Origin of the sequence: Streptomyces sp. NPDC002795 (assembly GCF_042888725.1) — a bacterium.
Taxonomy (GTDB): domain Bacteria; phylum Actinomycetota; class Actinomycetes; order Streptomycetales; family Streptomycetaceae; genus Streptomyces.
On record NZ_JBIAQB010000003.1, the window covers coordinates 86,335 to 98,995 of the forward strand.

Sequence of the window (12,661 nt, forward strand, 5' to 3'; positions counted from 1 at the left end):
CACGTCGCGGGGCTCCGCCCCGGACCCCGCTGCTCAATCGCCGCAGGGGCTTGATGGTGCCCCTGTTCTTGAAGGCCCCCACCCTTGGAGATACTCATGACCACGGTCGTCAGCCCCAGTGTGCCCGAGCTCGTCTCGCCCGGGTCCGCCACCGCGCTGCTCGACGAGTACGCGCCCGTCACCGACCGCTTTCTCGCCACCCCGCACCGCACCCTCCTCGGGCGTGGTGTCATCGCCGAACTCCCGCACAGAGACGGCCCGTTGAGTCCGCGTGTGCGTGCGCTGCTCGATTCCCGGCGCAGTGCCGGTGACCCGAACCCTGTCGTGATGGGCGCCCTGCCCTTCGCCCCCGACGCGGCTCCCGCCCTCGCCGTACCGGAGACCGTGCGGTGGGCGCCGCCGCTGCGCGAGGATCCGCTCATCGCGCTGCCCGTGCCGCACACCGGCACCCAGTGGTCCGTGCGCGAGGTCCCGGAGTCCGGTGTGTACGGAGCCGCCGTCGCCGCGGCCGTCGAGCGCATGAAGGCCGGTGAGTTCGACAAGGTCGTCCTCGCCCGCACCCTCGAACTGACCGCCCCCGAGGCCCCGGACCTCCCCGCGATGCTGCGCCGCCTCGCCCGCCGCGACCCGGCCGGCTACACCTTCGCGGTGCCCAGCGCCCCCGGCCGTACGCTCATCGGCGCGAGCCCCGAACTCCTCGTGTCCCGCGCCGGATCCACCCTCACCGCCAACCCCCTCGCGGGCTCCGCCCCGCGCTCCGCCGACCTCGCCGAGGACGTGCGCCGCGCCGCCGCGCTCCTCGAATCGGCCAAGGACCTGCACGAGCACGCCGTCGTGGTGGACGCGGTGCGCGCGGCCCTCGCCCCGTTCTGCCGGACCATCGACGTCCCGGCCCGCCCCACCCTCGTACGGACCGCCGCCATGTGGCACCTCTCCACCACCGTGACCGGCGAACTCTCCGCCCCCGGACACACCACCGCGCTCGACCTCGCCGCCGCCCTGCACCCCACCCCCGCCGTGTGCGGCACACCGACCGGCCTCGCGCGCCAAGTCATCGCCGAATCGGAGCCGTTCGACCGCGGCGCCTACACCGGCATGGTCGGCTGGCAGAACGCGGACGGCGACGGCGAGTGGGTCGTCACCATCCGCTGCGCCGAGGCCGAGGGCAGGCTGCTGCGCCTGTTCGCCGGCGCGGGGGTCGTCGCCGAGTCCTCGCCCGAGGCCGAGACCGCCGAGACAGGCGCGAAGTTCCGCACCTTCCTGAACGCCGTAGGAGCTGCCCTGTGAGCACCAGCCCTCTCACCCCCGGTGTGGACGCGCCGACCTGGCCCGACGAGTACGCCGAGCGCTACCGCGCCGCCGGGTACTGGCGCGGCGAGACCTTCGGCGGCGTGCTGCGCGAACGCGCCGCCTCCCACCCCGACCGGATCGCCCTCGTGGACCCGGCCCCGCCCAGACGCACCTGGACCTACCGCCAACTCGACGACCAGGCGGACCGGTTGGCCGCCGGCTTCGTGGCGCGCGGCATACGCAAGGGCGACCGCGTCGTCGTCCAGCTGCCGAACGTCGGCGAGTTCGTCGAGGTCGTCTTCGCCCTGTTCCGCATCGGCGCGCTCCCCGTGTACGCGCTGCCCGCGCACCGCGAGAGCGAGATCACGTACTTCTGCTCCTTCACCGAGGCCGTCGCCTACGTGATCCCCGACCGGCACGCGGGCTTCGACCACCGGGCGCTCGCGAGCAAGGTCCGGGACCGGGCTCCGAGCCTGAAGCACGTGTTCGTGGTCGGGGACGACCCCGCAGAGCACACCGCACTGACCGAAGTCCCGGTCGAACCAGTGGAGTTGGACGGTCCCGAGCCGCACGAGCTCGCCTTCCTCCAGTTGTCCGGCGGCACCACCGGGCGGCCCAAGCTCATCCCGCGCACCCACGACGACTACATGTACTCGCTGTGGGGCTCCAACGAGATCTGCGGCGTCGAGGCCGACACCCGCTTCCTCGTCGTCCTGCCCGCCGCCCACAACTTCCCGATGAGCAGCCCGGGTTGGCTCGGCGTGCTGTACGCGGGCGGCACCGTCGTGCTCGCGCCCGCGACCGACCCGGACACCGCGTTCCCGCTCGTCGCGAGCGAGCGGATCACCATGACCGGGCTCGTCCCGCCGCTCGCCCTCGTCTGGACCGACTCCGCGGCCGGCACCGCCCACGACCTGTCGACCCTGGAACTCGTCCTCGTCGGCGGCGCCAAATACAGCGAACAAGCCGCACGCCGCCTCGAACCCGCCCTCGGCTGCCGCCTGATGCAGGTCTTCGGCATGGCGGAAGGACTCGTCAACTACACACGCCTGGACGACGATCCGGAGACGATCGTCGCCACACAGGGGCTGCCCATCTCCCCGGACGACGAGGTGCGCGTCGTCGACGACGCCGACAGGGACGTCCCCGACGGCGGCTTCGGGCATCTGCTCACCCGCGGCCCGTACACCATCCGCGGCTACTGGCGCGCCCCCGAGCACAACGCCCGCTCCTTCACGGCTGGGGGCTTCTACCGCACCGGCGACATCGTGCGCCGCACCCCGACCGGGCACCTCGTCGTCGAGGGCCGGGCCAAGGACCAGATCAACCGGGGCGGCGAGAAGATCGCCCCCGAGGAGATCGAGAACATCCTCCTCGCCCACCCCGCCGTGCACGACGTCTCCGTCGTCGGCGTCCCCGACGAGTACCTCGGCGAACGCTCCCTCGCCTACGTCATCCTGCGCGCGGGCGCCGAACCCCTGAGGTCCGTCGCCGTCAAACGCTTCGTACGGGAGCGGGGCGTGGCCGCGTACAAGGTGCCCGACCTCGTCGAATTCGTCGACGCCTTCCCGCAGACCGGCATCGGCAAGACAGCCAAGAAGCACCAGCGGTCCGCCGCCGAGCAGCACTGAGAGGTTTCCCCCACCATGGCCCTGCCCGCCATCGCCGCCTACCCGCTCCCGACCCCCGAAGAGCTCCCCGCGAACCGCGTTCCCTGGACCGTCGACCCGGCCCGCGCCGTGCTGCTCGTGCACGACCTCCAGCACCACTTCCTCGCCAAGTACCCGCAAGCCGAACAGCCGTTGACCGGCATGCTCGACAACACCGCCCGGCTGCTCAAGGAGAGCCGCGGCCTCGGCGTCCCCGTGTACTACTCCGCCCAGCGCGGCGGCCAGACCCCCGAGGAACGCGGGCTCCAGCTCGACTTCTGGGGCCCCGGCGTCGCCGACGACCCCGCCGCCCTCGCCATGCCGGAGACCGTGGCACCCGAGGACGGCGACACGGTCCTCACCAAGTGGAAGTACAGCGCGTTCGTCCGCACCGAACTGGAAGAGCTGATGCGGAAGTCGGGCCGCGACCAGCTGGTGATCGTCGGCGTGTACGCGCACATCGGCGTGCTGGTCAGCGCCGCCGACGCGTGGATGCGGGACATCCAGGCGTTCGTCGTCGCCGACGCCGTCGCCGACTTCACCCGCGAGGACCACGACATGGCGCTGCGCTGGGCCGCGGGCCGCTGCGCCGTCGTCACCACCACCGAAAAGCTCATCGAGGAGGTACGGGCCGCATGACCACCCTCACCGTTCAGCAGATCCGCGAGGACGTCGCCGACTGCCTGGGCGAGGACGACCCCGCCGAGATACCCCTCGACGAGAACCTCGTCGACTACGGGCTCGACTCCGTACGCGTCATGACCCTCCTTGAGCGCTGGCGCAGGGACCACGGCGCCGACGCCTCGTTCGTCGACCTCGCCGAACAGCCGGCCATCGAGGCCTGGGCGAAGATCCTGGGGGTGGCCGCCTCATGACCGCAACTGTCAGCGAGCACACCGAGGCCCGAGACCTCGTGCTGCCGCTCACCTCCGCCCAGTCCGGCATGTGGTTCGCCCAGGCGCTCGACCCGCTCAGCCCCGCGCAGAACACCGCCGAGTACCTGGAGATCGACGGCGAACTCGACCCGGACCTCTTCGCCGAGGCACTGCGCCGCGTCGTCACCGAGGCCGACGCCCTGCGCGTCCGCGTCGAGGACACCCCCGACGGACCCCGCCAACGGGTGTGCGGCAGCGTCGAGTTGCCGCTGACCGTTCGCGAGGACCTGAGCGAGGACGAGGCCCTGGCCTGGATGCGCGCCGACCTCGCCGAACCCTGCGACCTCGCCGAGGGGCCGCTGTTCGGACACGCCCTGTTCCGCGTGGGGGAGCGGCGCTGGCTCTGGTACCAGCGCATCCACCACCTCGTCATCGACGGCTTCGGCTACTCCCTCCTCGTCGGCCGGACCGCCACGATCTACACGGCACTCGTGCGCGGCGACGACCCCGGCCCCCGCGCCTTCGAGACTCTCGCCGACCTGCTGGCCGTCGACGCCGAGTACCGTGCCTGCGACGCCTTCGCCGCCGACCGCGCGCACTGGGGCGAGGCCTTCGCCGACCGCCCGGAGGCGCCCCGGCTCGCGGGCCGCGGCGCGCTCCCGTCCCGCACCTTCCACCGCCGTACGGCACGGATCGCACCGGAGACGACCGAGCGGCTCAAGGAACTCGCCGCGAGCACCCGCGCCACCTGGCCCGACGTCCTCATCGCCGCGCAGGCCCTCTACACCTCCCGCGCCACCGGCCGCTCCGACGTCGTCCTCGGCCTCCCGATGATGGGCCGCATGGGTTCGGTCGCGCTGCGCGTGCCCGGCATGGTCATGAACGTGCTGCCGCTGCGCCTGAGCGTCACCCCGGACGCCACTTTCGCGCAACTCGTACGCCAAGTGGTCCTCGGCGTACGGGAAGTGCGCCGCCACCAGCGCTACCGCTACGAGGACATCCGCCGCGACCTCGGCCTGCTCGGCGAGAGCCGCGGCCTCGTCGGACCGCTCGTCAACGTCATGCCGTTCGACTACGGCGCCGAGTTCGCGGGCGCCCCGGCCCGCGCCCACAACCTGTCGGCAGGACCCGTCGACGACCTCACGGTCAACATCTACGACCGCGCCGACGGCCGCGGCCTGCGCATCGACCACGACGGCAACCCGGCACTCTACGAGGCCGAGGACCTCGCCGCGCACCAGACCCGGTTCCTCGACCTCCTCGGCCGCCTCGCCGAGACCGACCCGCAGGCCCCGCTCGCCACGCACACCATCGCAACACCGGCCGAACTCGCCCTCGTACTCGACGAGTTCAACCGCACCGAACGGGACCTGCCGCCCACCACCCTCATCGGCCCCATCGAGGCACAGGCCGCCCGCACCCCCGACGCGACCGCGCTCGTGTACGACAGCAAGGTCCTCACGTACGCCCAACTCAACGCGCACGCCAACCAGTTGGCGCGCCACCTGCAAGCGCTGGGAGCCGCACCCGGCCGACTCGTCGCGGTCTCCGTCCCGCGCTCGGCCGAACTGATCGTGACGCTCCTCGCCGTCCTCAAGTCCGGCGCCGCGTATCTGCCGCTCGACCCGGAGTACCCCGAGCAACGCCTCACGTACATGCTCCAGGACGCCGATCCCGTCTGCGCCGTCACCGACGTCACGGACCGGCTCCCGGGCGACGCGGGCACACCGCTCGTCGTCCTCGAAGGGCTCGACCTCTCCGCCCACGCCACCGTCGACCCGGGCCGCGCGCTCACCCCCGCCCACCCCGCGTACGTCATCTACACCTCGGGATCGACCGGCCGGCCCAAGGGCGTCGTCGTCCCGCACTCCGCGATCGACAACCGGCTGCGCTGGATGCAGCACGAGTACGGCATCGGGGCCGCCGACGTCGTCCTCCAGAAGACACCGTCCTCCTTCGACGTGTCGGTGTGGGAGTTCTTCTGGCCGCTGCGCGAAGGCGCGACGCTCGTCGTCGCCGAGCCGGGCGGCCACAAGGACCCGGCGTATCTGGCCCGGATCATCCGCCAACAGGCCGTCACGACCTGCCACTTCGTGCCGTCGATGCTCCAGGTGTTCCTCGCGGAACCGGCCGCCGCCTCGTGCGCGGGCGCCCTGCGCCGCGTCTTCTGCAGCGGCGAGGCGCTGCCCCGGGAGACGGCGAACGCCTTCGCGCGCACGCTCCCCGGCGTGGCCCTGCACAACCTGTACGGCCCGACGGAAGCCGCCGTCGACGTCACGTACCACGCGTGCGCGCCGTCCGGTGCGGGACCCGTACCCATCGGCCGGCCGGTGTGGAACACCCGCCTCTACGTCCTCGACCCGGCCGGACAGCCGTGCCCGCCCGGCGTGACCGGCGAACTGTACCTGGCGGGAAGGCAGTTGGCGGACGGCTACCTGAATCGTCCCGAGCTGACCGACGAGCGCTTCGTGCCGGACCCCTTCACGCCGTACAAGGGCCTGCGCATGTACCGCACCGGCGACCTCGCGCGCTGGACCGAACACGGCGAGGTCGAGTACCTCGGCCGCACCGACCACCAGATCAAGCTGCGCGGCCAGCGCATCGAACTCGGCGAGATCGAGGCCGAGTTGGCGGCGCTGGAAGGCGTGGACGGTTCCTGCGCACTCGTCCTGGACGACCGCCTCGTCGGATACGTGACAGGGGCATCGCTCGACCCCGCGGAGCTGCGCGCCGGGCTCTCCCGCACCTTGCCCGAGCACATGGTGCCGTCCGCGATCGTCCCGCTCGACGCGTTCCCGCTGAGCCCCAACGGCAAGCTGGACCGCCGCGAACTCCCGGCACCCGTGTTCACGGGTAGCGGCGCCCGACGTGCGTCGACCCCGCGCGAGGAGACGCTCACCCGCCTCTTCGCCGAGGTGCTCGACGCCGAAGGGGCGGGCCCCGACGACGCGTTCTTCGACCTGGGCGGCACCTCGCTGCTCGCGGTACGCCTGGTCAACCGGGTCCGCGAGGAACTCGGAGCGGAGCTGACCATCGGCTCCCTCTTCGAATCCCCCACACCGGCCGCGCTCGCGGCACGTATCGACGACGCGTCACCCGTGTCCACGGACGCTCTCGGTGTCGTACTGCCGCTGCGCCGCGAAGGCACCCGCCCGCCGCTCTTCGCGATCCACCCGGCGGGCGGCATCTCCTGGTGCTACGCGGGCCTGACCGCACGCCTCGACCGCGACCAGCCGGTGCACGGACTCCAGGCACGCGGCCTCACCTCGGACGATGCACTGCCGGGCACCCTGTGGGAGCAGGCGGCGGACTACGTGAACGAGATCCGCCTCATCCGCCCGCACGGCCCGTACCGGCTCATCGGCTGGTCGGTCGGCGGCATCCTCGCGCACACCGTCGCCGTGCTGCTCCAGGAGGCGGGCGAGCAGGTCGAACTCCTCGCCCTGCTCGACGCGTTCCCCGCCGAGCAGTGGCGCGAACGCCCCGCTCCGGAGGAGGGCGACGCGCTCACCGCCGTCCTGCGGATGGCCGGCTTCGAGCGCACCGACGAGGCCGACCGCGAGGACGTCCTGGCCACCCTGCGCAAGGCGGGCAGCCCCCTCGCCGGCCTCAAGGACAGCACGCTCTCCCGGATCGTCGACATCGTCCCCAACCACGCCCGCATGATGCGCGCCCACGACCACCGCCGCTACGAGGGCGACGTCCTGTTCTTCACGGCCGCCGCCCCGCGCCCCGAGAACTGGCTGACCCGCGATGCCTGGCGCCCGCACATCACGGGCGAGATCACCAACCACGACCTGCCGTGCACCCACCCGGAGCTGCTCAAGGAGGAGCACGTGGAGCAGATCGCGGCGGCGCTCGCACACCGCCTGAAGGAACTGGGGGACTGACTCCGGAGCGGGCGCGACTCCGTGATCCGGCGCGTACCGTGCCCAGGTGACCGACACCGAACGTGAACGTCTGCGCGCCACCTTCGCCCAGGACGCCGAACGCTACGACCGCGCCCGCCCCGGCTACCCGCCCCGCATGTTCGACGACCTCGCCGACCTCGCCGGGGCGGGGCCAGGGTGCCGCGTCCTTGAGATCGGAGCCGGTACGGGCAAGGCGACCGTGCCGCTGGCGGAGCGCGGCTGCCGGATCGTCGCCGTCGAACTCGGCGCGGAGCTGGCGGCCGTGGCCCGCGCCGACCTGGCGCCGTACCCCGACGTGACGGTCGACGTGGCGCCCTTCGAGGAGTGGCCGCTGCCGCCCGAACCCTTCGACCTCGTCCTCGCCGCGACCTCCTTCCACTGGATCGACCCCGCCGTACGCATCACCAAGAGCGCGGACGCGCTGCGCCCCGGCGGCACGCTCGCGACCGTCTCGACCCACCATGTCGCGGGCGGCACCGAGGACTTCTTCGCCGAGGCCCAGGACTGCTACCTGCGCTTCGACCCGACGACCCCGCCGGGCCTGCGCCTCACCCCGGCCGCCGACATCCCGTACGACAGCCAGGAGGCGCCGAACCGCAACGTCGAACAGGGCAACGCGGCGCTCCCCGGCGCCGACCGCTTCGAACCGCCCGTCTTTCGCCGCTACGAACGCGAACTCACCTACCGCACCGCGGACTACCTGGACCTCCTCGGCACGTACTCGGGCACCCTCGCCCTCGCCCCGGCCGCCCGCGCCGGCCTGCTCGACTGCATCGGCACGCTCATCGACTCGCGCTACGGCGGCCGGATCACGAAGCGCTACCTGACGGAACTCCGCCTCGCCGTCCGCCGGTAGCGGTGCTGGAGCTGCCGCCGTGACGAGAAGCGCGGCCGGCCCCGCAGCTGGGAACACATGTCGCACGCATTGCAGGGTCTTGAATCCTCTCCCAGCCGAAGCAGGGAGATTCCTGGCTCACGCTGCCTGGCCAGGCGGCGCCTGGCCAGGTCTTCTACGATCGACGCCAGCCGGGGTGAGACCAGCCCGGATGAGCATGACGCGGGCGGAGTTCTTGTCCCGTGGGGACTCGGTTTCGCACGCGGTGCAGGTGTAGGTGCGCATCCCCAGCGGCAGTGCATGCTTGGCTCTCGTCATGCAGTGCGCGCAGTCCATCGTGGTGTACGCGGGGTGGACCAGGTGTACGGCCCTCTCGTGCTTGCGGCCCATCTCGATCAGGGCCTTCTTCGTGGCGCCGATGGCGGCGTCCGCGGCCTTCTTGGCCATGGTGGTCTTGGCGAGGAACTTCGGGCGGAAGTCCTCCACGGCGAGCGCGTCATGGTCGCGGACCACGGACTTCGCCCATTTGCGGCCGGTGTCCTGGCGCTGCCGGGTGACCTTCTTGTACGCCTTTGCCCGCAGCTTCTTGGCCGCCTGGTAGCCCTTGGAGGCGGGTTTGCCCTTGGCCGGTTTGCGGCGGGCCATCATCCGGTCGTAGCGGCCCAGTTTGGCCTGGGCGTTCTTTCCGTATTCGGGGTGCGGGAGGTCGTGGGCGTCGCTGGTGGTGGTCGCGGTCTCCTTCACGCCCCAGTCGATGCCGATAACCGCCCCGGTCTCGGATAGCGGCTGTACCGCGGTGGGGACGACGAAGCTGGCGTACCAGTGGCCCAGGCTGTCCTGATAGACCCGCACGCTGGAGGGCGCGTGCGGCAGTTCGCGCGACCACACCGGGCGCAGCACAATGTTGCCCGCGAGGTGCAGGAGTCCGTCCTTGAGGCGGAATCCTCGGGTGGTGTAGTTCAGGCTCGGCAGCGCTTCGCGCTTCTTCTTGAAGCGAGGCACCCCCGCGCGCTGTACGGCCGGGAGGCCGGCCAGGATGTCCTTCTGCGTCTTGGTCCTGGAGCGGCCGAAGTCCCGGATGGTCTGCTGCTGGGGCACGCAGGATCCCTCGCGCAGCCACTGGGTCGCCCTGCGTGCCTCGGTCAGCATCCGGTCCAGTTGCGCGGGGCCACAGGTCTGCTTCTCGGCCCCGTCGGGCCGGGCCTTGTTGCTCTGGTGGGTCTGCTTCGATTTGGCGACGCACTCGTTCCAGATCCAGCGGCAGCGGTCCCACTCCGCGTTCAGAGCGGTGCGGGCACTCGACGACACTCGGAGCCGGTAGGTGAACCGGGCGTGCCCGGCCGCCCCGGTCTCCTGACCCTGGTCAGGGCCCGTCGCTGTCGTCATGACAGGAGACCGTAGGCGCCCTTGACGTACACCCGTGCCCATTGCGTATAGGTGTCCACTTCACGAGGGACACGCACGTACGGATGTTCGCTTATCCGGGGCTTCGCCCCGGTGGCGATACCGGGCTCCGCGCCCGGAAATACGGGTGCTGCGACGCTCCGCGTCACGGAGGCGGGAGTCGATTCCTCCCCGGCGTGAACGCCGGAGCATCCTCGACAGAGTCCGGTGAAGGGGTCCCTCCACGACGTCCACCGTGCCCGCCGCAGCCACCGCGCCGACAGCCCCCGAAGTCACCGTCCAGAAGGTCGGCGGCCGGATCGGCGCCGTGCTCTCCGGGGTCCGCCTCGGAGGAGACCTGGACGAGGTCACCGTGGCCGCGGTCAGGGCCGCCATCGTGGAACACAAGGTCGTCTTCTTCCGCGACCAGGACCACCTCGACGCCGGGAGCCACGAGGCGTTCGCCCGCCTCCTCGGCACCCCGGTCACCCACCCCACCGTCCCGTCCGTCGACGGCCGCTACGCGCTCGGCATCGACAACGAGCACGGCGGGCGCGCCAACCAGTGGCACACCGACGTCACGTTCGTGCCCGCGTACCCCGCCTTCTCCATCCTGCGCGCCGAGGTCGTCCCGCCGTACGGCGGCAACACCCTGTGGTCCAACACCGCGGCCGCGTACGCCGAACTCCCGGAATCCCTGCGGGCGTTGCTGCGCGGCGTGCACACCGACGACTACGACTCCGCGGCCGCCCGCCCGGAGGCCCCCAGAGACCGGCGAACGCACCCTGATCCTCGGCAACTTCCTACAGAAGCTCACCGGCTTCAACGCCCGCGACTCACGCGCGCTGATCGGCATCCTCCAGTCGCACGTCGAGCGACCGGAGAACACCGTCCGCTGGCAGTGGCGTGCGGGCGACGTCGCCATCTGGGACAACCGGGCCACCCAGCACTACGGCGTGGACGACTCCGACGCCCACACCCGCACCCTGCGCCGCGTCACCATCGACGGCGACGTACCGGTCGGCGTGGACGGCCGCCGCTCGACGCTGCTGCTGCCGGAGGCGGTCCCGGAGCCCGAGTACGGCATCGCCTCCGGCGCTTCCACGGACGGGGCGTTCGCGCAGACGTGAGGCTCCCGCGGTGGCCGGGTCAGCCGAGCCGGGGGATCTCGATGGCGGGGCACTTGTCCATGACCATCGAGATCCCGGCGGCCCGGGTCCGCTCGTACGCCGCCTCGTCGACGACACCGAGCTGGAACCAGACCGCCTTGGCGCCGATCGCGGCGGCCTCGTCGGCGACCGGGCCCGCGAGGTCGCTGTTGACGAAGACATCGACGACGTCGACGGGGAAGGGGATGTCCGCGAGCGAGGCGTAGCCCTGCTCGCCGTGCACGGTCTCCGCCTTCGGGTGCACCGGCACGATCCGCTTGCCGAAACGCTGGAGGACGTCGGCGACCCCGTACGCGGCGCGGGCCTGGTTCGAGGAGAGGCCGACCACCGCCCACGTGTCACCGGTCTCGGTGAGGATCTTGCGGACCGTGTCGTGATCGCCGTACATGGGACCTCCTTGGGGCGGGACTGATATCCGTACGGATAACTCCCCGGACGGCGCGGGGATTCCGGCCGGCTCAGCCCACGTGCCCGCGCGGGCGGCGCTCCGGGTCCGGTTCCGAGCCGCGGAGCACTTCGCGGGTGACCGGGCCCTCGGTCCAGTGGAAGCAGACGTGCGGGACGCCGGGGCCGCGCACCCGCAGCCGCCGCACCCCGTGCTTCTCGTCGCCGTGGACGAGCAGGCCCTCCGTGAAGTCGGAGGAGTCCTGGACGAAGACCTCCAGGAACAGCACCCGGCCGTCGTCCGGCATGGGCGTGTCCGCGCGCCGGCAGTGCTCCTTGTCCCGGTACTCCGAGGATCGCCGCGGTGAAGATGATGGCGATCTTGATCGCGTCGGGACGTTCCACGATGATCGTGACCAGGGTGTACGCGAAGACCGCCGTGATCGCGCCGAAGCCGACCGTCGCCCGGCGTCGGGCGAGTGTCCACCACATCGTCACCTGCGCATACGCTGGTCCGATGCAGGACGAGTACCGCACGGTGGCCCGCGAGGGTGTGCACGAGACAGAGATCAACCGCTCCCGGTTCCTGTGCGCGCTCGCGCCCGCCGCGACCGAGGAGGAGGCCCAGGCCTTCGTCGCGCGCGTCCGCAAGGAACACCCGACGGCCAACCACAACTGCTACGCGTACGTCATCGGGGCCGACGCCTCCGTACAGAAGGCGAGCGACGACGGCGAACCGGGCGGCACGGCGGGCGTCCCGATGCTGCAGATGCTCACGCGCCGCGACATGCGCTACGTCGTCGCCGTGGTCACCCGCTACTTCGGCGGCGTGAAGCTGGGCGCCGGCGGCCTCATCCGCGCCTACGGAGGCGCGGTGGGCGAGGCCCTCGACACACTCGGCACGGTGACGCGCCGCCGCTTCCGCCTCGCCACGGTGACGGTCGACCACGCGCGCGCGGGCAAGATGGAGAACGACCTGCGGTCCACGGGCTGCGAGGTCCGGGATGTGCGGTACGGGGAGGCCGTCACGATCGAGATCGGCCTGCCGGAGTCGGACATCGACCGCTTCCGCGGCTGGCTGGCGGACGCGACGGCGGGCACGGCGGCCTTCGAGCTGGGCGGGGAGGCGTACGGGTGACCAGATCAAGCCCCTGCGGCGTTTGAG

The 12,661-nt window shown here is 71.8% G+C and carries 10 protein-coding genes and 1 pseudogene; 8 read left to right on the forward strand and 3 right to left on the reverse strand.

Going from position 1 to position 12,661, the window contains the following annotated elements; translation table 11 throughout:
• Positions 1 to 96 precede the first annotated feature (96 nt).
• Genes ACFYWS_RS09715 through ACFYWS_RS09740 form a run of 6 tightly spaced genes read left to right on the forward strand, consistent with a single transcriptional unit; the run spans position 97 to position 8,581 of the window.
• Positions 97 to 1,287, forward strand: a complete 1,191-nt coding sequence (locus ACFYWS_RS09715) for an isochorismate synthase (protein ID WP_389272091.1) — start codon at positions 97 to 99, stop codon at positions 1,285 to 1,287.
• Entirely contained in the window at positions 1,284 to 2,921 is a 1,638-nt protein-coding gene (locus ACFYWS_RS09720) for a (2,3-dihydroxybenzoyl)adenylate synthase (protein WP_389272094.1), read from the forward strand. The genes ACFYWS_RS09715 and ACFYWS_RS09720 overlap by 4 nt, the downstream gene beginning before the upstream one ends.
• A gap of 15 nt (positions 2,922 to 2,936) precedes the next feature.
• Positions 2,937 to 3,578 (forward strand): isochorismatase family protein, encoded by a 642-nt coding sequence (locus ACFYWS_RS09725; RefSeq protein WP_389272097.1) that lies wholly within the window; start codon positions 2,937 to 2,939, stop codon positions 3,576 to 3,578.
• Positions 3,575 to 3,814 carry a phosphopantetheine-binding protein gene (locus tag ACFYWS_RS09730; protein WP_389272100.1) on the forward strand — a complete coding sequence of 80 codons (240 nt, stop codon included), beginning with the start codon at positions 3,575 to 3,577 and terminating at the stop codon, positions 3,812 to 3,814. Before ACFYWS_RS09725 ends, ACFYWS_RS09730 begins: the two co-directional genes overlap by 4 nt.
• Entirely contained in the window at positions 3,811 to 7,704 is a 3,894-nt protein-coding gene (locus ACFYWS_RS09735; RefSeq protein ID WP_389272103.1) for an amino acid adenylation domain-containing protein, read from the forward strand. Before ACFYWS_RS09730 ends, ACFYWS_RS09735 begins: the two co-directional genes overlap by 4 nt.
• A gap of 46 nt (positions 7,705 to 7,750) precedes the next feature.
• Positions 7,751 to 8,581, forward strand: coding sequence for a class I SAM-dependent methyltransferase (locus ACFYWS_RS09740; protein WP_389272106.1), 831 nt, complete (start codon positions 7,751 to 7,753; stop codon positions 8,579 to 8,581).
• A gap of 117 nt (positions 8,582 to 8,698) precedes the next feature.
• On the opposite strand, the gene ACFYWS_RS09745 is transcribed toward ACFYWS_RS09740, so the two are convergent.
• Positions 8,699 to 9,946 carry an RNA-guided endonuclease InsQ/TnpB family protein gene (locus ACFYWS_RS09745; protein WP_389272109.1) on the reverse strand — a complete coding sequence of 416 codons (1,248 nt, stop codon included), beginning with the start codon at positions 9,944 to 9,946 and terminating at the stop codon, positions 8,699 to 8,701.
• 253 nt (positions 9,947 to 10,199) lie between these two features.
• Here ACFYWS_RS09745 and ACFYWS_RS09750 point away from each other — a divergent pair.
• Positions 10,200 to 11,073 (forward strand): annotated as a pseudogene (locus ACFYWS_RS09750) (TauD/TfdA dioxygenase family protein).
• 19 nt (positions 11,074 to 11,092) lie between these two features.
• Here ACFYWS_RS09750 and ACFYWS_RS09755 read toward each other — a convergent pair.
• A complete protein-coding gene (locus tag ACFYWS_RS09755; RefSeq protein ID WP_266722187.1) occupies positions 11,093 to 11,500 on the reverse strand; it encodes a CoA-binding protein in 408 nt (135 codons plus the stop codon).
• A 70-nt stretch (positions 11,501 to 11,570) separates the two neighbouring features.
• Positions 11,571 to 11,804, reverse strand: a complete 234-nt coding sequence (locus tag ACFYWS_RS09760; RefSeq protein WP_389272113.1) for a hypothetical protein — start codon at positions 11,802 to 11,804, stop codon at positions 11,571 to 11,573.
• Positions 11,805 to 12,013: 209 nt separating this feature from the next.
• Here ACFYWS_RS09760 and ACFYWS_RS09765 point away from each other — a divergent pair, with 209 nt between their 5' ends.
• Entirely contained in the window at positions 12,014 to 12,634 is a 621-nt protein-coding gene (locus ACFYWS_RS09765) for a YigZ family protein (protein ID WP_389272116.1), read from the forward strand.
• Positions 12,635 to 12,661: the final 27 nt, after the last annotated feature.

Bases quoted from the DNA above. Each gene is read 5' to 3' on its own strand.
- ACFYWS_RS09715 (WP_389272091.1), top strand. From the start codon at position 97: ATGACCACGGTCGTCAGCCCCAGTGTGCCCGAGCTCGTCTCGCCCGGG.
- ACFYWS_RS09725 (WP_389272097.1), top strand. From the start codon at position 2,937: ATGGCCCTGCCCGCCATCGCCGCCTACCCGCTCCCGACCCCCGAAGAG.
- ACFYWS_RS09730 (WP_389272100.1), top strand. From the start codon at position 3,575: ATGACCACCCTCACCGTTCAGCAGATCCGCGAGGACGTCGCCGACTGC.
- ACFYWS_RS09735 (WP_389272103.1), top strand. From the start codon at position 3,811: ATGACCGCAACTGTCAGCGAGCACACCGAGGCCCGAGACCTCGTGCTG.
- ACFYWS_RS09745 (WP_389272109.1), bottom strand. From the start codon at position 9,946: ATGACGACAGCGACGGGCCCTGACCAGGGTCAGGAGACCGGGGCGGCC.
- ACFYWS_RS09755 (WP_266722187.1), bottom strand. From the start codon at position 11,500: ATGTACGGCGATCACGACACGGTCCGCAAGATCCTCACCGAGACCGGT.
- ACFYWS_RS09760 (WP_389272113.1), bottom strand. From the start codon at position 11,804: ATGCCGGACGACGGCCGGGTGCTGTTCCTGGAGGTCTTCGTCCAGGAC.
- ACFYWS_RS09765 (WP_389272116.1), top strand. From the start codon at position 12,014: ATGCAGGACGAGTACCGCACGGTGGCCCGCGAGGGTGTGCACGAGACA.